19 protein-coding genes are annotated in these 20713 nt (G+C 40.8%); all 19 read right to left on the reverse strand.

Translation table 11 applies throughout. The features are described 5' to 3' along the window. Positions 1-6: 6 nt before the first annotated feature. Positions 7-1866 (reverse strand): hypothetical protein, encoded by a 1860-nt coding sequence (locus AM228_RS10965; protein WP_054466158.1) that lies wholly within the window; start codon positions 1864-1866, stop codon positions 7-9. After that, entirely contained in the window at positions 1845-2687 is an 843-nt protein-coding gene (locus tag AM228_RS10970) for a class I SAM-dependent methyltransferase (protein ID WP_054466159.1), read from the reverse strand. Before AM228_RS10970 ends, AM228_RS10965 begins: the two co-directional genes overlap by 22 nt. A gap of 21 nt (positions 2688-2708) precedes the next feature. Beyond that, a complete protein-coding gene (locus AM228_RS10975) occupies positions 2709-3479 on the reverse strand; it encodes an SDR family NAD(P)-dependent oxidoreductase (RefSeq protein ID WP_054466160.1) in 771 nt (256 codons plus the stop codon). Next, the gene (locus tag AM228_RS10980) at positions 3466-4290 is read right to left on the reverse strand and encodes a sugar phosphate isomerase/epimerase (RefSeq protein WP_054466161.1); all 825 of its coding nucleotides are present in this window, start codon (positions 4288-4290) and stop codon (positions 3466-3468) included. The genes AM228_RS10975 and AM228_RS10980 overlap by 14 nt, the downstream gene beginning before the upstream one ends. A 49-nt stretch (positions 4291-4339) precedes the next feature. Continuing rightward, complete coding sequence (locus AM228_RS10985) at positions 4340-5500, reverse strand: radical SAM/SPASM domain-containing protein (RefSeq protein WP_054466162.1); 1161 nt, start codon at positions 5498-5500, stop codon at positions 4340-4342. Positions 5501-5508: 8 nt separating this feature from the next. Further along, the gene (locus AM228_RS10990; RefSeq protein ID WP_054466163.1) at positions 5509-6261 is read right to left on the reverse strand and encodes a cytidylyltransferase domain-containing protein; all 753 of its coding nucleotides are present in this window, start codon (positions 6259-6261) and stop codon (positions 5509-5511) included. 87 nt (positions 6262-6348) lie between these two features. Further along, the gene (locus AM228_RS10995) at positions 6349-7023 is read right to left on the reverse strand and encodes an HAD family hydrolase (RefSeq protein WP_054466164.1); all 675 of its coding nucleotides are present in this window, start codon (positions 7021-7023) and stop codon (positions 6349-6351) included. Continuing rightward, positions 7001-7870, reverse strand: a complete 870-nt coding sequence (locus AM228_RS11000; RefSeq protein WP_054466165.1) for an NAD(P)-dependent oxidoreductase — start codon at positions 7868-7870, stop codon at positions 7001-7003. The genes AM228_RS10995 and AM228_RS11000 overlap by 23 nt, the downstream gene beginning before the upstream one ends. A 13-nt stretch (positions 7871-7883) precedes the next feature. Continuing rightward, positions 7884-8867 (reverse strand): phosphoglycerate dehydrogenase, encoded by a 984-nt coding sequence (locus AM228_RS11005; protein ID WP_054466166.1) that lies wholly within the window; start codon positions 8865-8867, stop codon positions 7884-7886. Between the two features lie 183 nt (positions 8868-9050). Further along, entirely contained in the window at positions 9051-10586 is a 1536-nt protein-coding gene (locus tag AM228_RS11010; RefSeq protein ID WP_054466167.1) for a lipopolysaccharide biosynthesis protein, read from the reverse strand. A gap of 17 nt (positions 10587-10603) precedes the next feature. Beyond that, positions 10604-11779 (reverse strand): hypothetical protein, encoded by a 1176-nt coding sequence (locus tag AM228_RS11015; protein ID WP_054466168.1) that lies wholly within the window; start codon positions 11777-11779, stop codon positions 10604-10606. Positions 11780-11858: 79 nt separating this feature from the next. Continuing rightward, positions 11859-12557, reverse strand: coding sequence for a cytidylyltransferase domain-containing protein (locus tag AM228_RS11020; RefSeq protein WP_054466169.1), 699 nt, complete (start codon positions 12555-12557; stop codon positions 11859-11861). Next, on the reverse strand, positions 12554-13609 hold the full coding sequence (locus AM228_RS11025) for a nucleotidyltransferase family protein (protein ID WP_054466170.1): 1056 nt from the start codon (positions 13607-13609) through the stop codon (positions 12554-12556). Before AM228_RS11025 ends, AM228_RS11020 begins: the two co-directional genes overlap by 4 nt. Then, positions 13609-14250 carry an acetyltransferase gene (locus AM228_RS11030; RefSeq protein ID WP_054466171.1) on the reverse strand — a complete coding sequence of 214 codons (642 nt, stop codon included), beginning with the start codon at positions 14248-14250 and terminating at the stop codon, positions 13609-13611. Before AM228_RS11030 ends, AM228_RS11025 begins: the two co-directional genes overlap by 1 nt. Beyond that, positions 14243-15316: an N-acetylneuraminate synthase gene (gene neuB, locus AM228_RS11035; RefSeq protein WP_054466172.1), complete on the reverse strand. Its 1074-nt coding sequence runs from the start codon at positions 15314-15316 to the stop codon at positions 14243-14245. The genes AM228_RS11030 and neuB overlap by 8 nt, the downstream gene beginning before the upstream one ends. 1 nt (position 15317) lies before the next feature. After that, on the reverse strand, positions 15318-16487 hold the full coding sequence (gene neuC / locus AM228_RS11040; protein WP_054466173.1) for a UDP-N-acetylglucosamine 2-epimerase: 1170 nt from the start codon (positions 16485-16487) through the stop codon (positions 15318-15320). Next, a complete protein-coding gene (locus AM228_RS11045) occupies positions 16484-17659 on the reverse strand; it encodes a LegC family aminotransferase (RefSeq protein ID WP_054466174.1) in 1176 nt (391 codons plus the stop codon). The genes neuC and AM228_RS11045 overlap by 4 nt, the downstream gene beginning before the upstream one ends. Positions 17660-17672: 13 nt before the next feature. Continuing rightward, positions 17673-18680, reverse strand: coding sequence for an NAD-dependent 4,6-dehydratase LegB (locus AM228_RS11050; protein ID WP_054466175.1), 1008 nt, complete (start codon positions 18678-18680; stop codon positions 17673-17675). A 62-nt stretch (positions 18681-18742) separates the two neighbouring features. Continuing rightward, on the reverse strand, positions 18743-20569 hold the full coding sequence (locus AM228_RS11055; RefSeq protein WP_054466176.1) for an ABC transporter ATP-binding protein: 1827 nt from the start codon (positions 20567-20569) through the stop codon (positions 18743-18745). Positions 20570-20713 lie beyond the last annotated feature (144 nt).

Raw genomic sequence — 20713 nt, forward strand, 5'->3', positions numbered from 1 at the left:
AGTTGTTTATAAAAAAACAGATAATGTTTCATCGGAAACAGGATTTAATCCATCTAGAAGTTTTTCGCGAATCTTCATAAATTCCTCATCATACCATTGGGAGGAAGTGACAAAAATTTCTTCTAAGCGCTGGCGCAAATGTTCATAAGACACTGACTTTAAGATCGGAAATTCTTTTTCTAGCAAATCGGCATAATTCCAAGCAGTGGTTAGGTCACGATCAAGAGAACAAGCGACACAACCAAACAATAAAACATCAAAAATAGAAGCAGTAGCTAGAGTTATACAGCACCGTGATCTTGTCAGCAAATCCATGATTTCACCATCATACCATTGCCACCCTTGAGGTAGATCAGTCCATTCCATTTGAGTTAATATGACTTCTTTCCGCATCATAGGGTGCGGTTTAATAATGACAGGAACCTTGATGTGGTCATTAATCCAATCAAGATGGTCGGATAGTTTATCTAAAGTTTCGGTTACTGCTTGTAAATCTAAAGACAGCAGCACAGCTAGGGCTTTACGGTTGTCGTCACTCACTGGTGGAGTGAACTGCTGCCTTAAAGCAGGGCCTGATTGTACTTTTTCTGAATCTAAACCCTGCTTGATTAAAACTGAACGAGCCAAATTCCCATTGGTAATTATTACGTCAGGAAAAACCTTTGATCGAACTTCCCCTAGTGGAGCATGATAGGCTAAGAAATCACTTGAAACTAAACTATGATAATATCCAATACATTTTGAGTTGAATTTACCAGAGGTTCGACCAAAATAAGGTTGAACTCGTTCTGGTTGCATTGATTCATAGTGGCTAATCGAAACCAAACGTTTTAAAGTATTTCCCCAATTTTTTAGGGCAGGTTGATACAGAAAAAACTGAGATGCAGAAAATCCTGTTGCTAACTGTTTAAGACGCTCGCGAATTACTAATGCTTTGAGGTGAAAACTCTCATAATCTATAGAATGACTGATAGCCAAAGTCGTTTTAAACCCATCCCATAAAGCAGCTACATAATCTTTCCAATTTACCCAGTCATCGGGAATAAAGCAGGAAGATTCCCGCAGTCGTTGATAAACTCTGTCCAATGGTAGTGATATGTTGAAAAGCCAAGGTAGACGATAAACTTGCTTACCTTGTTTCTCTAACCATTGAGGTAAAACTGTAAAATAGCGACAAGCGAGCGGCCCATCTTTAGTCAAGGCTTTCTCATCAAGGCATTGATGAATCAGATACACTTCTCCATGAGGAGTCTGTAGATTAGATGAACGAGATGCTCGCGCCGCGTGATAATGCTTCCAGAAGCGTAAGATTTGCCGAGCTAAAGTCGCAAATCCTCGAAGTATATAATAACCAGACTCCAACAGTAAGATTATCTGCCATCCGAGCAGAGAACGGATTTTGATCAGTGGCTTTAAGTTAGTTTCAATCGTTGCAAGCAGATAGCTATCTTCACATATAACTAAAATTTCATCCTGATAGGATAAATTTTGATCGATCCAAGACTTAAGTGCAGCAATGTGGACGATATCATCAAAAAAGCGACTGGACATATTGTTACGTCCTGCCAAGTCAGTCATCCACCAATAGAGAGAATCATCATTAGCTTCTCGTTGTCGAGCAATCCAATCAAGAATAAATGGTCGCTGTTTGATAGACTCTGTTTGGATAAATTCTTTTAAAGAAATCCGCTGCCCAACTAGGCGTTGTTCCCAATCTCTCATTCTGAGATAGTCTCGTCCAATATACATCCACCTTCCTTTCCAGGATTCGCAATTAGAGTTAGGGAAACGAGCATGAGTCAGGAAAAATCGCATATTTTTGATAAAAATATTTTTAAAAATGACTAATTTAGAAAAACTTTCCATGCTTCAAAGCGATAGGCCAAGTTTTCCAGCTTTTCCATTCCTAATTTGTTCATATTATTGCGATCGCTACTATAGTAGCTCCAAAAAATATCATCTTGATAATTCTGGCGATAAGTACCACCGTCTAGATTTTTCACTCGCGGGAATTTCTGAGAAAGTAGAGATTCCACCTCTTCCCAAAATGGGCGACATTCGTTATTTGATACTGTAACCGCAGGGAGATCGAGTTTTGTGCGGAGCATATTAATATATGCAGTGTTGCTCTCTTTGTAAGCATAGTTGGCATCATCAATTGCCAAAATTGCCCCGTTGCAAAGAAATGGCATGGTTGCTGCAATCTCAGAACCTAAAACCTGCCAAGTATGCTCGGAGTCATAAAAAGCAGCACATACAGTATCGTTAGTTTCTTTTAGAATTGGTATGCCCGCATATTGGTTGGTACTATCATAGGCAATATATTTCCAATAATTAAACATATTGAGGTCTCGAAACTGCCGGAATAGAGTATCATTCAAGACTCCTCGTAAAAAAGCTAGTTTAGTTGAGGCAATATCCCAGGTGTACAAGCAAGTATTCCACTTACAGGCAAAATACAGGAGTACAATCGTAGAAGCTCCACTCCCAGTTTCGATCAAAACAGGTCGTTTATTAGGTGTACAAGTCGATTCATAGTCATATTGATTTAATAAATCGAAAAGTGCCAAAAATTCAGAATCTGGAATACCATTAGGCCATCGCGGTAGCATTCGCTTTATGGATAAAAGCCAAGTTTGAGGATCGTTTTCAATATCTTGGGAAGAACCAAAAAAGAAATCGTACATTTATATCTCCAATCCGAATAATTACAACCAATCGCCACCTGTAATGGCAAACATTTGCCCAGTAATAAACCGTGACCAACCTGACAACAAATAAATTGTCAGAGCGGCAACCTCTTCAGGCGTACCTGCTCTTTTTAGGGGAACCATTTCTGCTCTTTTTTGGAGGTCATCATTATTTTTACCTTGCCAACGCTCATGGAAACCACTAGCGATAAATCCCGGACGTATGCCATTTACAGTTATGCCATACTTTGCACCCTCCCGTGCTAAACCCTGAACAAGACACTCTATTCCTCGTTTAGCAACAGCATAAGGAAGGGCTGTAGGGCTACCGCCATGTAAAGCTGATTCCGTACCATAAAGGATTATGCTTCCTCCTTGGTTTTGTTGAATCATGTATTGCATAGCAATACGAGCTAGAAAAAAAGGAATATCTAAGTTGAGTGTTAAATCCCTACGCCATTCATCAGACGATAGATTTTTCCAGTGAGTAGAATTAGAAATTCCCCCAACTAATATAACTAATCCATCAATACCTTGGGCTTTGCTCACAAATTGAGCGATTAAATTTTGACAATCTGCTTCACCATTTAGTTGTTTTTGTAGAGGGATTAAACTATTAGTAGCAGTTGGCATAGTTGCAGTAGAAGCATGAAAACCCAAAATACAATCACTGCCTTCTTGCAACATTGAAATTAAGACCCGACCAATTCCTCCTGATGCACCAGTAACAAGAATACGTTGATGTTTCTCTAATTTGGGAACCCAATTTGGGAATTCAATTCGACTCATTTAAGTAAATTTTTTTCATAAAAGATACACTTAACTTAATAGCTTCAAGAGGATTGGCACAATCCAACATACGCTGTTCTAAAGAAACAAATTCTGAATAATTAATTGAATAAAGAAAATTGGCGATCTGTGGATGGTTTACTATTCCCGTACCAAGCAGACCAAGACCCGGTTCATTGACATGGCAGTGGACTAGCTGAGAGCTAATCTTATTAAAAGTTTCTGAGTTTACTTCTTGAGCATCTGTTAATGCTTTGGCATCAATTTGAATTTTAAATGCCGGATGGTCAATAATAGTTGCTATGCGATGAGAATCTGTAACTGAATTAATAAAGTCTGATTCATTAGTCGTGAGTGGCTCTAAACAAATGCAAGTACCATGAGCGACAATTTTATTGCATAGAGTGCCAAAAAAGTCAACGGCGATCGCTTCAGCTTGAGCGAAGGGAATATTATTGCGGCGACGAGCCGCAGGGGAGCCAAAAATCAGTGTTTTTCCTCCCAGATCGCGACAAACTTTAGAAAGATGAATCAGAAAATCAAGGGTTTTCTGAGTAATGTCTGAACTGCTAAATAAGCCTAATTCTGGGCGATCGAAAAATAGAGAATGTAACCCAACTACTTTTAATCCTGAATTTTCAATAGATTGCCTATACTGCGAAACCTGCCGAGATGTTAAGGATTCCCATGTATTCATCCATACTCTACTAGGAGCCAGTTCTAGCCCTTTCACTCCCATTTCTCTGATTTTTGGAAAGAAGGATGTATGTTCGTAAGCTGGTAAAGCAATATTGGAAATGGCTAATTTCATTAGTTTGTTGATAAGTTAGAGATTCTCCCGATTACGCAATTGAATGTTATTAAATAACAGTACAGCGATCGCATGGAGACATTTGACTGCGACGTTGCTCTAAGTGAGAAATCCGTAAACGTTCGTAAGCTGGTGAACGCCATAACGACGATAAATCACTATCACCTATAAATCCAACAGCAAGAGTGGAGCGGTAGTCCACATCACAAGGATTAACTTTTCCATCCCACCACACAAACATCCTTCGCCAAAGGTCAGAGCAAGGTTTCTGAACTTTTATGGGTGAACTTTCATAAACATTTTCCCAGGGATTATAGTTAACAAAAGCTACTTGATCGACTAATTCTCCCCAATATTGTTCCATATCATCTAGATTTTGACGTTCATCAAACTTAACTCCTGAAACACGAGTAATAATTTTTGAGTTGCTGTATTGGGTTTCCTTGATTTTTTGAAATTGCTTAATATTACTTAAAACCCGCTCCAACTTGCCATTGACTCGTAGCTGACTATACAAGGGTTCTTGAGCCGCATCAGCAGAAAATACCAAGGTTTGAATACCACTTTGTAAAATTGCATGAGCTTTGCGCTCATCTAACATAGAAGCATTCGTGTTCATTTTGAGATTGAGAAATTTGCCCCGCGTGTAAGCTAACATCTCTTCAATCTCTGGGCAGAGAAGTGGCTCACCGCGAGAAGCTAGGGAGATAAATTCAATATTTCGCTCAGATTGATCGATAATCCTACGAAATGTTTCAAGGGTCATGTGTCCCATAAATCCATTCTTGCGTTGTGTGAAAACATCGTCGGTTTGATAACAGAAAACACAACGATAATTACAGATTGAAGTAGGCTCAATTTGTAAATAAGGGGGATAGCCGTCTAAGGTATGATTCTGGGGATAAATCTCATAACGATAGCGGTGAATAAGGTAACGGGGCAAGTCTGAGTCTTCAATCCGATCGATTTCTTCCACTACATTAGGACTGAGGGTAAATTGTGGTTCTTCTGGTACACCCCCATCGAGTAAGTCTCGATAAACCCGTTGTAATATTGACTGTTGGTCGCTACTTAATAATGGATTCCGTTCAGAGGTAGAAGATCGCAGGGTGGAAATTCTGTTGAGAGTTTTTTCAATTCCCTGACGATTGTGGTTGCGTAATTCCACAAAGCTATTGTGTTTTTGGTAAAGCTGACTTTGGGATTTCATAGTTTTAGTCACTCCTCACTCGCGTCTTTGATACCGTGCTTTTTCAGCCAAAACTCTACCATTGGCACTTGCCATTCATAGTCAATGTCGCATCCTCCCCAAGAGCGAATTGGCGCAATTTTTTGTCCCATCCACTTTTGGGGTAATAGCCCATCTTCAAGATGTTCTAAACAATGGGGACGAACGACTGAGACGGACATATCTGCAAAATGAACTTCACCTTGAGAGTCGCGATCGCAATTGAGTGTTTTGGGATCGCCAAATGTTTCAAAAGGGACAAAAGGGTGTAAGCAGCCATCTTCTTTTATTTTCCGCGCCCGCAGTGGACTCCACATATTATAGACGGAGGTCGTAACGGCTGAATCTAAAGAAGAATCCTGACGTAACGCTTCAATCCCTTGATCAATGAGTTCAGATGTAATGGTCGCTGCATTAGCAAAAAGTAACACCATCAACTCAATGCTCTCACCATCAGCAGCTAATTGACGTTTAATTTCTCGATAGCTGTGAGCAAAGACATCTTCCCCTAAAGCCTCTTTCGTGGCTAGTTCTGACGGTCTCTGTATAAATTCAGCCCCAAACTCTTGGGCAACAGCAGTAATTTTTGGGCAATCGGTGGAAACAAAGAGCCGAGAGATATAACGGGAATTGCGGGCTGCCATCAGGGGATAAGCACAAAGGGGACGACCCAAAATCGGATAAGTATTCTTACCGGGAAAACCTGTGCTACCGGCACGACCAATCATTAAGGCACAAATCATTGAATTAAATTAAATATGAAATATTGAGGTTTTAGTGCAAAGCTGGGTTTAGACGAAGAAATTGATGATGAAATTTCCCTGAATTGCTCAGAGGTTTTTGACAATATCTGTAAAATCGGGTATTGACTCTCCTATATAATTTTCCATTCCTCGCTCTTTCCGATCGCAACAACGGAAAAGAAAAGGAACGTTATTTGCCAGCGCTGCTTGCCAATCTGTTTTGGTATCTCCAATCATCACAGAATTTTGTGGCTCAACTTGGTAAGTTTCTAAAGTATTTTGAATTGCTTGTTTTTTACTTACAGGAGATCCATAAATTGCCGTAAAACATTCACGCAAACGCAAGGCTGATAAAATGGTTTCAATTTCTGCCTGTGGCGTAGCTGTGACTAAGATAAAGATTTGATTATGGGGATTCTTCCGTAAATAATATTCTACCCCTGGCACCCAAGGAGCATCAATTACCGCTTGCTGAACCAGTTGCGAAAATTGCTGGCAAAATTTTTCTACGGTGAAATTATCTGTAGGCTCACCCACCCAAGCTAAATAAATGGGTATTTTATCATATCGGGAAATTCCGCCATGATTCTCATGGTGAACGCGAACTTGTTTGGCAATATCTGAACCGTAGGTTAAAAATAGCTGTTCAAATGCCACAGATTTAACAGTAACAGAATCTTTAATGACTCCATCAAAGTCCCAGAAGATAAGATCGGATTTCTGTAGTAACTGAATTGCTTTACACACAATGGCGGACTTCATCAATTAATTGCAATAACCCCTGCCCTAAATCGACGTGCAACGGAGGAGCATACTTCCGCCCTAACTTGGGTTGATAAGCATAGGGTGTGCGAACATAATGCCCAATATGATCCCCTTCAATAAATTCCACTGCATCAGGGATGCCTAAAATTTCCGCTAACATTTTCAATAAATCCAAGACCCGCATCGGTTCTTGCCCTGTTAGAACTACACTCTGATTACGAAACTCCTCACCTAAAGCTGCAACACTAGCACGAGCCGCATCTTCTACATGAATGTATTCTCGCATTGCCTCTGGGCTACCTTGATAGGACACCTTACCAGTTTCTAAGGCACTTTTTACAATGCGCCATAATCCATTACGGTGGTCAGAACGAGGCCCATAAAGAGAGCCGTAGCGCAGAATCGTGTAATCTAACCCATAGGTTCGTTGATATTCTTCCACATAATGCTCAGAAGCCTGTTTGCTACAGCGATAAAATCCCCCTTCTCTGCTATACACATAGACGGTACTGGCATAGACAAAACGCTTGATTTGATGACGCTTACAGGCTTCTAACACCTGAGCATTCCCCAAGATGTTAACCCGAATCGTATCTAACGGGCGATCGCGGGCTTCATCAAGGTCCGCGATCGCTGCAAAATTATAAACCACTTGACTACCTGCGATCGCCCGATCTAAAGCTGCTTCATCTAAAAGATCGCCCACCAGCATTTCTTGATCGGGACGCAGCCAAGGTGAGGGAGTGCGATCAAAGATTGACACCGGATAACCCCCTTCACTGAGTTTATCGCACACATGGGAACCCAGAAAACCAGATCCTCCGATTACACAAACTTTTTGCATACTTTCTTATAACTCATAAACCTTGACGTTGCACATTGTACTCAGTTTCGGGAACAAGACTTTGCAAGGGTTGACCGACTAGAAAACGAACGGCTTCTTGAGTGGCTTCAATCTCCATCCGAGTCCGACAGTCTACAGACATAGAACCCATATGAGAGGTCAAAATACAGCGATCGACTTTGGCCAAATCGCCATGATAAGGTTCTTCTGTAAAAACATCGATCGCTGCCCCTCCTAAATGATCCGATTGCAGCACTTCCAATAAATCTTGCTCATTAACGATGCCCCCTCGTGAAGTATTAATTAACAAAGCATCAGGCTTCATCTGTAGTAGATGTTCTTTGCGAATCATATTTTTAGTCTGAGCAGTCAGGGGGACATGAATACTGATTAAATCAGCTTCTCTATAGATATCGGTTTTTGATGCCCAATTGAGTTTAAATTCTCTGTTTAATTCCAAATTGGGTAGAATATCATTAACCATAATTTTTGGAGTTCCAAAGCCCCGCATTCGCCGCAAAACCCTAGTCCCAATGCGACCCACACCAATAATACCCACAGTGATTTCCGAAATTCTCCGACCAAAAACTCGTTGCCACTGACCTTGGTGCATTTGGGTATTGGCAATGTGGATAGAACGGAGCAAAGATAGCATTAACCCCAGAGTCAATTCAGCTACAGCAGGAGCAGGTGCATCAGGAGTATAAGAAACTTTAATTCCTCGTTTTTCTGCGGCCAGCAAGTCAACGCTATCTAAGCCAATTCCGACTCTAGAGATATGTTTCAATCGAGGGGCACAACTCATTACATATTCGGTAATGGGTTCTGTTCCTGCGATGAGTGCATCAAATTCGGGAATCAAATCTGCTAGTTCTGCTTCTGTGAGTTTTTTATTTAAGGGATTGATGACATACTCGATTCCGTTGGATTCGAGCATTTCTAGAGGGAATTTGTTGCGTTCTGCAAAGGGAACGGTGGTGATGAGAACTTTAGGCATATTATTGATTATCGATGAGTTTATAAATCCGATAGAGAATTTCCTGCAAAATAACTTTCATGTTTTTATGCTAATCATCAGGATGATTTTTCATAATTTTGTAAGCCTAATCATGAAAATCCACAAATTTGTTTGTATTACTATTGAAAATTGAGGTAATCCTTAAAAATTAACAACGAAAATTTATATTTTCACTGGTCTATTTATTATACCATTTAATTGTTTTCTGCTAATGCCAAATACTGAAGGAACCAAAAATAGAAGTAAGATAGAGCCAATACTGTAGATTAAGCCACTTGTTAAGAAAGCCAGCAAAGTATTCTCGATCAGCATATCGACTATAAAAGCAGCAATCCAGGCGATCCCCAGCAGTAAAGAAAGAGAATATATTTGATGTCTCAATAAATTCCAGAACGACATACTCAAAAAACGGGTGTTAAACCAAAGTTGTAAGTTCACTCCAAAAAATTGAATGATGACCATTTTTATAGCAAGTCCAGTAGAACCTAAGTTTAATCCTAACCACTCTTTTGGAGCAATCAAAAGAATTGTCATAGGTAGTCCCAACAACATGAAAAGTATCCCTATGTTTCGATATAGTTTAGTTTGCCCTGTTGCCAAAAATACTGCACCACTTAGCTGCCCATAAGTTTGATGAATCGGATAAAGAGTCATTAGTCCAATCGCTACTGATGCTTCAGTATAGTCTTGACCGCCAACAAGTAAACTGATTTTTTTAGCTTGAATGAATGCAAATGCACCGAAATAAGCAGCGATCGCATAAAGCATAGGGATGTATTGCTGAAATAGCGATCGCATTTTGAGTAAGTCTGTCTCACCAAAAGCCTTGGCAAATTCTCGCGTTAACAAGGGAGTCATAGCACTCGTAAATAAGAAACAAATTGCGCCTATTTGATAAGATAAACCGTAAAATCCTTGTTGAACTGAACCAGCAAACTTTTGGAGCATCCAACGATCCAGTAAACCAACCAGTAAACCAACAAAACTATAAATTATTAAAGGAGATGAATAAGTGTAAAAATCTTTAATATATTGTCTTATTTCTCTTGCAGTCTGTTGAACTTTTGGGAAAAGTTCAATACCTTGCTTTTGCAAAAGATTCCACCAAGAAAAACAGAGAAAGAATAAAATAAGATAATGATACAAAAAAAAATTAGTTAAACTAAATTGATTAGAGACAAACATTAGTAAGACTAGGATCATCCCTAAAAATCGCTGTTGAGTTCGGACAATTTCACTTTTGCTTGTGATTCCGTAGGCATCCAATATTTTGTTAATAATTTGGGAATACCAGGTCAACAAAGCCCAAAAAAGTCCCATCCATATGTAAATACCTTCTTGATCTGGCCAGAGCGAATCTCCAAATCCTGTAGTTAAAATTATGGCAACAACTAAAATAGTAAAGGCACTGAGAATAACAGCAAAAAAATTATAAATTTTTATCAATCCAACATCTTCGAGGTTTTGAGAAAGTTTGGTGTAAAATCCTATAGATGTTCCAGCATCAAAAAAACCTACAATCTGAGTAAAAAACGCACTTAAAAAGCTAAAGCTACCGTATGCTGTTGGAGCAAGACCACGCGGAATTATACTTTGAGTGACAAGATTTATCGCTAATCCGATCAGATTTGCAGTCAATTTGTATAAATATCTTTTTTTTAGAGAATCCTCTTTTTTTGAGGTTAAATTACCTTTCATTAAAACTTTAAAAAATATTATTTTATGGTTTTGACATAATCTGCAAATATTTGCCAACAAGGTTTTTCAGGAGCTAAAGGACTTTTAATATATGAATCACGATACATCTTATAAGCTGCATGATCTATTTCTAGTTCAGCTTGCCAGTCGATGTTTCTTGGCTCATCCAAATTAATCAGTTCGTTGCCAAGAGTATTTGCCATTAACTCATAGAATTTACCAAGTTGATAATGCTTGTAATTTTGTAAAATGTTCAAAGTCACAAATAATACTGGCTTTTCGTAAATAACCGCAAAGTTGAGAGCGGTGCTGCCATGAGCAATAACACACTTAGATTGCTTAACAAGTCTAGAAGTCAGTCCACGCAATACTTTTCTGCCACCAAAATAGTCGGGATGATTTTCATAGGAAGAACGAGGATGGGCAGCTATGACAACTTTACTGTTAAGCGCAGATTCAATTGTCTCAAAAAAATTAACTAATGGTGGGTAATATTCTTCCGGCTTACATGGTGCAGGAACTCCCATATGCAAATAATCAGAATGAAAAGGCAAATATACATCAAGAAAAACTATGCTACCTTCATATTCATTTTCTTTATGAAATTTTTCTTGTAAGTATAAGTCGTAATCAAATGTACAGGCATGGATCATTTCTGTATTTATATCTGTAGGATTTTTTTTCCCTGCCCTTTCTCCTCCTAACAAGACAAAATTCATTGGTTTAACTCCTAGCCATTGAGGAGTAAGTCTATTAAAAATAGCCCTAATTAAGGATAAAGGCTGGTTGCTCAATTTCAATAGAAGATAGTTTATTATGTTGCGTTTTGAAGAAAAATTAGAAGGCAAAGATCCTATAGCAGCAGTACCGTATAGTATCTTTCTGAAAGAGAGAGTTTGATAAATTTCAAGAGTTTTAATTTGGTAATCCAAGAAAGTCACTACCAGCGTTTCTTTGTAGGAAAGTTTTTTGATAGATTTTATGGCGGCACTTTTCGAGTAAAATAATTTTAATCCCTCAAAAGTAAATTTATCAGGAGGAGTATATTTGGCGAAAACGAGAGGATTAATGAAAGGTGTAAAATCCCAGAATTCGACAATAAAGCCATTATTGATTAAGATTTCAGTTCCAAAACGATTGTAATCCCTTTTCGTTAATGGTGATTCTATAAAAAAAACGATTCTTTTTATCATATCTTTTATTTTTTTATATCTTTGCTGCTTTTTTCTCTTTTCACTGAAAATGATTAGATGACATATCTATTCTATATATTCAGGTTTTAGAATTTTTTGGGAAATATTCATAATTCAAATATTGTAAATCCTTCTCAGTATCAATATCTATTGATCGCTCCCAAGGTATCACATAAGCCAAAGTATCCTGACTCAAAAAAGATTTACTTTGCAATAACCACTCATAATTGGCCACATAAATAGCACCATTTAACTTATACACCTGGGGTAAATCTTGCCTTCTATAAAAAAAATCATTAGTTTGAATTAATTGCCGCATTGCTCCATCTTTTTCAAGAGTGTACATCCAGTAGGGATTTTCTGTAACTTCTGTGACTGAAACGCAAGCCTTAGCATCTGCTGCCAGACATTTTTCCAAACAACTATCTATATCATCTGCCTGTCGCAAGGGAGAAGTAGGTTGTAGTAAAATGACATAATCGTATCTGGGTAAAAATTCCAGAGCGTGTAGCACAGGAGCGATTCCAGGAGTGTCATCTTGAGCTAATTCTATGGGACGCTTGAATGGAACTTCACACCCCCATGCTTTAGCCACTTCAATAATCTCATCATCGTCTGATGAAAGAATTAGTCTATCTATATAGCGAGATTTTTTGGCTTCTTCAATAGTCCAAGCAATTAATGGTTTTCCAGCTACTTCTCTAATGTTTTTTCTGGGAATTCCCTTGGATCCTCCCCTAGCAGGCACGATCGCCAAAACTGTTTTACCTTGAATCATTGAATTAAAGTTCCTATTTGCTGATTGGCTCTTTCTAAATCGCTCATTCTACCAATATCCAGCCAATATTCCCTTAACGGATAGGCAGCAGTTGATTGATTAGCCGCAATTAGATTTTCAAATAATGTCGGCATATCAAAAAAAGTGTTCTTAGGGATATACTCTAAAACCTCTGAGCTTAAGGTATAGATGCCTGCATTGACGAAGAAACGCTGTAAAGGTTTCTCTTCAATCGCCTTAATTTTTGTACCATCCATCCGCACTACACCATAAGGTACTTGATAATCATACTCGCGCACTGCCATCGTTGCCACAGCATTTTGTGCTTCGTGGAACTTTAGCAGACTATCAAAGCTGGTGCGGGTTAGTATATCCCCATTCATCACAATCATTGGGGTGGTAGGTCGTTCTGGCAAGAGAGACAAGGCTCCAGCAGTGCCTAAACGCTCTTTTTCATGGATGTAATTAACTTGTACGCCCCAGCGATCGCCCTCCCCAAAATAGTCCTGGATCATCTCCGCCTTGTAGTTGACAGATAGAAATATCTGCTTAAAACCTTGTTCGGCAAAGCTTTCCAGAATAATTTCTAAAATGGGCTTGCCCCCTACTTTTAACAGAGGCTTCGGGCATTCTTGTGTTAATGGGTGTAACCTAGTTCCTAAACCTCCTGCCATAATAATAACCCAGTTAGGGCGTTCGACTGCACCAACCAGGTCGTCCAAGGTTGCCAGACCTACCAACCGACGATTCTCATCAATGAGCGGCAAGTGGTGGATGGTTTTACGGCGCATTAGTGCCAACATTTTATTCCGGGGCATGGACATAGGAACCGCAGTCGGTCTGGGATTCATCACCTCTGACACTTTAACCTGAAGACTTTTTCCCGCTAATATTGCCCGACGGATATCGCCATCTGTCAAAATTCCCGCTAGGGTTTGGTCAGGATTTAAAACTACTGCAACTTGAAGGGCTGATTTGTCTATTCTGGCGATCGCATCTCCCAAGGATGTTTCAGGAGAAATAACAATATCTTTCCAGTTCGCTTTAGTCATTAGTTATTGACCCCAATCTTAACCGCAGGATTTCCTACCACAATCCAGCCATCTGGGACGGGTTTTGTCACCACTGCACCCGCGCCAACAATCGCATTCTCTCCAATATGAATATTAGGAATTACTACGGCACCTGCTCCAATAAAAGCAGATGAGGCGACTGTGACATTGCCACACAGCGTTACCCCAGGCGCAATAAAGGAGTGGGCGCTAATCATACAGTCATGATCGATACTGGCTCTTGTATTAATGACCACATTCTCTTCCAGAGTCACTCCAGCTTGGATAACGACTCCAGCCATAACCTGACACCCCTCTCCCATACTGATGGCACTGCTCACAATTGCTGATAGATGTTTAAATGACTTAAATGTAAATCCCCGTGTTTTCATAACAGTAAATATATTTCGGCGTCTGAATATTTTAGGATTAGCACCCAATCCATTCACTAAAAAAGAGTTGGCACTTGACACATTATCTAAATATTCATCTCCCCCTAAAACGGGAACTCCGAGTAGTTGCCCTGAGAGTTGAGCCTTGGCATCGAGAATACCTGTCACTTGAATCCCGTTAGCCAGTAGTGTATCCAAAACAACTCGCCCGTGACCACCTGCACCTAAAACATAGACGGATTCAGACATCTAAGGTTTCATCTATATCGTAACTTCGGGTTGCTAATTGCTCAATTGTTTGCCAATAGCTAAAAGGAGAAACTCCTGTTCCTGGTCTTTTACAAGTTAAGTTTTCTTCTGTAAATACTTCACCAGCCTCGATCGCCTTAGCTGCCACTAAACTCTTACGGGCAACATCTCGATTTTTCCACTCCGAGGCTGTAGGTCGCTTAATCCCATCCCCTAATGCTTGCTCAATTTCGCGAATTTGTTGTACTAGCTGATTTAATTCGTGGGGTTCTAAGGATGCCTGATGGTCGGGACCTGGAAGACTGCGATCGCTCGTAAAGTGTTTTTCAATAATTCTAGCACCCCGTGCCACCGCCGCCAAGGAAACGTGAACCCCCGGAGTATGGTCAGAATAACCTACCGGAAGCCCAAAAGCTGCTGCGAGAGTATCCATCGCCCGTAAATTCACCTCCGCAAAGGGGGCTGGATATTCAGTAGTGCAGTGGAGGAGGGTGACGCGATCGCGCAACTCCTGTTGTCCTTGGTCTGAAGCAAAAGCCTGCTCAAAATCTCCCCGCTGGGGAATCGCCTTATCCGTTTTAAACCCAAAGGCTAAAACCCCTAACGCTGCTTCTACTTCCGCTAAGGTACTCATTCCCGTCGAGAGAATGATCTTTTCAGCAGAACGAGCAATTTCTAGTAAAAAAGGGGCATTAGTAATCTCTCCAGAGGGGATTTTAATCGTTTTTAAACCAAAATCTCGCGTCAGGAGATATAAGCTAGGAACATCAAAGGGGGTTGAGAGAAATTGAACACCTCTGGAATGAGCATGACTAATCAAAAGTTCGTGATCCGACTTGCTCAATTCCAGTTTACGGATCATCTCTAATTGACTTTCCATTTTGCCTGTCGTTTGAGTTTGATACTCAGCCTTGGGTGCATGACGACTCACAACCTGATCGGCTTGGAAGGTTTGGAATTTAACGGCATCTGCCCCTGCATCAGCAGCAATATCAATCAATTGCTTGGCGAGACTGATGTCGCCATTATGATTTACCCCTGCTTCTGCAATGATAAATGTGGACATTTTATAAATTATGTTTAATGTCAAAAAAGGCTTTTCGAGTTTGCAGTGGCACAGCTTTTAGTGTTTCCTTGATTTGCTGACTCACGTTTCCTGTTCCATACAAGGATTTGACTGAGGGTAGCATCGATTGAAACTCGTCAGATAGGGCTTGATGAATGCCAGCCACAATATCCTGGCTGCGTTCTGGCGTATCAATCACTGATTTGGCTTTGAGACGACCCTTTTGGCGATCGCCAATATTCACGGTTGCTTTTTTTAGGGAGGGTGCTTCGGTCAATCCACTGGAGGAATTCCCGATAATGACATCAGCTTCACCCATCAGGCTTAAATAACGTTGCTGACCAAGGGAAACGAATGCTTTCGCTCGATGCTGATTTTGACTTACCCATTGATCGATCTGCTCAATCAAAACGCGCCCCCCTGTATCAGCATTGGGATAGGTTAGGATGACCGTTGCCTCTGGAAAACCATCCAGAGCCGCTAATAGCTCCTGCATGGCGATTGACGGAGACTGTTGATCCAGCGTAACCGGATGATATGTCACCAGGAAGAGGGGCGATCGCAGTTTCAGCCCTAGAGATCGCTCTAAAGTAGGGCGATCGAGCCAGTCCATATATTGTAGATGGTCTAGACCTGGAGAACCAACGTTAAAAACGCGATCGGGGGATTCTCCCAATTGAATCACGCGCTGACGATAAGGTTCTGCGGCGACAAAGTGCCATTGGGCAAATTTAGTAATAGCATGGCGAATTTGCTCATCGAATGCCCCTTCTGTAGTCTCTCCCCCATGAATGTGAGCAATAGGAATTCTAGCTACCATAGCTACTTGCGCTGCGGCTAGAATTTCAAACCGATCGCCTAACACTACTAAAATATCAGGTTTTAATCGCTCCAAAGCATCAGCAAAGCCAATCACACCTAAACCAATGGACTTAGCAATACCTACTGGAGTATCAGAGGATAACAACATTTCCACCTTGGCATCAATGCTGAAACCATCCGCCTCAATTTGCTGATAGGTCAAGCCAAACTCAGGAGAAAGGTGCATCCCTGTAGCGATAATTTGCAACTCTAACTCATCATCATCAGCAATTTCTTTCATCATCCAGTACAGCAAACCATACTCAGCCCTAGTTCCCGTGACAATGCAAATTTTGCGCTTTGGTGTCATCTTCCTCCTCCTGCGAGTTTTGCGCTACTTGGCACATTAATTAAACTCGCTTCCAAATGCTCTGCAACAGGTAAGGGAGCATGAGGACAATCAACATACATAGGCAGCTTATGCAGTAATGTCCAAGTGGGACGACATTGATACCCTGCATCATTGGCAGCGGTTAGGAGGCGATCGCGCATTTCCAAACTGGGTTGCCTTAACTGAAGAGTATTCAACCAATAATTACTCTGACTGTTGGCAGGCTCAACTACAAAACCTATTCCCTCAATATCTCTAAATACTTCCTGATATTGCTGGGCTAATAACCGTTTGCGACCCAAAAAATCAGATAAACGCTCCATCTGAGCGCATCCCAAGGCAGCATTCAAATTAGGCAAGCGATAATTCCAGGCAACAACATCATGGAAAAATTCCCAACGGTGAGGCTGTTTCGCAGTTGTGGTCAAATGTTTGGCCTGTCGAGCTAATTCTGCATCATTGGTTAAAATCGCTCCGCCTCCACCTGTGGTAATCACCTTATTGCCATTAAAGCTCAAGGTTCCCAACTGGCCAAAAGTTCCCGTGTGTTGCCCCTGATATCTGCTGCCTAAAGATTCTGCTGTATCTTCTACAACGGGCAAATGATAACGATTCGCTACATCAAGCAGAGAGGCCATATCTACCGGATGACCATAAGTGTGCATAGGCACAACAGCAGCAATGCGCCGTCCTGTAAATCGATTCGTTAATCCCTCTGAACCAGACAAGCTACATTGCTTGAGATAGTCATCCAAAGCATGAGGATCTATCCCCAAGGTCTTAAATTCACTATCGATAAAATGGGGAATTGCTCCACAGTGAGACACCGCATTTGCTGTAGCCACAAAAGATAAAGTGGGAATTAATACCTCATCTCCTGGTCTAACCCCTGCCAATAATAAAGCGATATGCAGGGCTGCCGTGCCATTTACCACTGCTACGGCATACTTCGCCCCTGTATATTCCGCCAGCATGACTTCAAAGCGATCGACGTACTTACCAACGGATGAAACAAAAGTGGAATCAAGGCAATTTTTGACAAGTTCCCACTCATTGCCCATAAACTCAGGTTCGTGGAGTGGCACAAAAGGATTCGGCTGTCCTAAGACAGTTTGCAGCCCCCGTAAAAAATCCTGTTCTAGTTTGTCCACTTTTCAAATACCCCTAAATATTGTAGCGATCGCTCTTATATCCTGCCAAATTTGCTGGATTCATAAACCATTCTGCCGTTTCTGCCAAACCCCGCTTAAACCCTTCACGTCCACCATATAAAGGTTCCCATCCCACAAGCTGTTTTGCCTTGGTATTATCTGCCCATAAACGATTCACTTCACTTTTCTCAGGACGTAAACGAACCTCATCAGTTTCTATCTCTATCTCTACCCCCATCGCTTCTGCAATCAGCTTTACTGTATCACCAATAGAAATTTCAAAATTACTGCCAATATTAATCACTTCTCCGATGGATTTGTCCGACTCAGCTATGGCAATAAATCCCCGAACTGTATCTTTGACGTAATTAAAATCTCTTGTGGGATGCAATGCACCCAGCTTAATTTTCCTTGTTCCATTAGCAATTTGAGTAATCACCGTAGGAATCACAGCCCGCGCTGACTGTCGAGGTCCGTAGGTATTAAAAGGACGAATAATGGACACAGGAGTATTAAAAGATTGGTAAAAAGACAGGGCAATTTGGTCAGCCCCTATCTTACTTGCTGAATAAGGAGATTGACCTTGCAAGGGATGAGCTTCTGTAATGGGCACGAATTGAGCCGTGCCATAAACTTCACTGGTGGAAGTATGCACAACTTTTTCAATGTCTAATTCTCTGGCTGCCTGAACTACATTTAGCGTTCCTTTTACATTCGTATCCACATAAGTTGCGGGTGAATGATAGGAATAAGGAATAGCAATTAATGCCGCTAGGTGTAATACGATATCGCAGCCTTTCATGGCTTCTTTAACCCCATAAGGGTCGCGAATATCGCCAGAAAATACTTCCAATTTTTCTAAAATTTCCTTTGGAGAATGATCTAGCCAGCCCCAGGAGTTGAACGAGTTATATAAAACAAAAGCTTTTACAGAATAACCCTGCCTCACCAATTCTTCTGTTAAGTGAGAGCCAATAAAACCGTCTGCACCAGTAACTAAAATTTTTTGCTTATAACTCAATTGATTTTCCTCAGCACTGAATATTTATGATTATCATATCCAAAGTAATAATAGATTTCGCTTTAATTGTTGAGTGAACTAACTGCTTGAGCCATCTGCTGAAATTCTCGATTGCGTTGGCATAAATCATCATAAGTGCCTGAATCTACAATCTGTCCCTGACTCATAAAATAGAGGCGATCGCAATTTTTCACGGTACTCAATCTGTGAGCAATCATAATCAGAGTTTTCTCGCCACTCAACTTCTCCACAGCCTCCATCACCCCAGCCTCAGTTTGATTATCCAAAGCTGCCGTAGCCTCATCCATCACCAAAACCTCTGGATTATGATACAACGCTCTAGCAATCCCCACCCGCTGCCGTTGCCCCCCTGACAGCCGCACCCCTCGTTCACCCACTAAAGTATCCAAACCTTCGGGTAAACTTTGGACTAACTCAGTCAACTGGGCTGATTTTACCGCAGACTCAATCCAATTCTCATTAATTTCATTTGCGGGAATCCCAAAAGCAATATTATTTCTCAGGGTATCATCGCACAAATAAATACTTTGGGGAATATAACCAATCAAACGCTGCCAAGCGGATAAATCGTCATAAATATCGCGACCATCGACTAAAACTTGCCCCTCAGTGGGTGGCAATAGCCCTAGAATCACATCCACAATCGTGGTTTTCCCTGCCCCAGAAGACCCCACAAAGCCTACGGATGTTCCTTTAGGAATGGTTAAAGATACTCCTTTGAGGGCGCGATCGCTGGCTCCTGGATAACGATAGAACACATTCTGTAATGCGATTTCCGTTTCTAAAACGGGCTGCACCTCCGCGACTTTGCGAGAATTAACTAAATTAACTAATTGCCTATTTTCTAGCACTGGTTTTAGTTCTCTCAAATCCTGATAAAGAACATGAACAGTGTGAGAACTAAAACGCATCGCTGTAACTGAATTCAAAATTCTATTAATCGAGGGCATCAAGCGAAAAGCTGCTGCGGCAAATAATGAGAGCGTGGGGATTACGTCGCTTAAATCTCTACCCTGAGCTAAAACGGACACCAAAATTAGCATTAATCCGACAACAGCGATAGTCTCAATAAAAAATCGAGGTAGCTGCCTTACAACTTCAAAATACTGAAAGGTGCGACTTGATGCAACATGATGATGATGATAAACATTGAGAAAAAATTGCTCTCGCCCTAAAACCTTTGCTTCCTTGATGCCTCCCAATCCTTGATTAATCGTTTGAATCCCTTGACCTTGGTGATATTGTCGAGATTTACCTAGCTGACTTAACTTAATGCGAACAACGCGATAGAAACTGGCAGTTGCTAAACCAATAACTCCACCCGCCATTAAAAAAGTCACTGGCTCCATCAGCCATAAAAATAAACCAATGCAAGCGAGAATTGTCAGTTCCGTGAAAGCTAATAGACCAGGAGCTAAAACATTAACAAAGAAAAGAGTGGTTTCAATACTCAGATTCCGAATTAATTCCGCTGTATTTCGCTGTAAGTGAAAAGTATAAGGACTATATAGATAAGCCCGAAAAAGTCTGGAAGATAATTCAATTTGTTTATCATAAATAAAACGGCATTGTAAATAGTGAAGTGCCGTTAAGTAAGAGTTTTTTATAATATAAAGACCAATAAATGCCAACCCACATCCCATTAAAAACTGACGGGGTGCTGGTTCTCCCACTACTTGATAAATCCAGCGCAAAATGCCCTGCTGTTCAATCAGTTCTGGATTTCCCAAAAGTGAGATTAATGGCAGAACTAAACCAACTCCTAAAGTTTCAAAACCACCGCCAATCAGAATCAGGATAAACAGCCCTGCGATTTGCCACCGTTCTCTAGTTGTAAATAAATAGAGTAATTTTTGGAAAAATTTCATCGATTAGTCTGACTCGTGGTTATCTGCCTAAGAGTATCACAGCTTGAACTTATGGGTGAATAACGTTCATTTACCTTGTCTCGTAGGAAGACAGGGGTTGCGAGGAAATGTTCCTGGTTGGGAGAAATTGTTGTGAAGAGGGGC

This window comes from Planktothricoides sp. SR001 (assembly GCF_001276715.1).
Classification (GTDB): domain Bacteria; phylum Cyanobacteriota; class Cyanobacteriia; order Cyanobacteriales; family Laspinemataceae; genus Planktothricoides; species Planktothricoides raciborskii.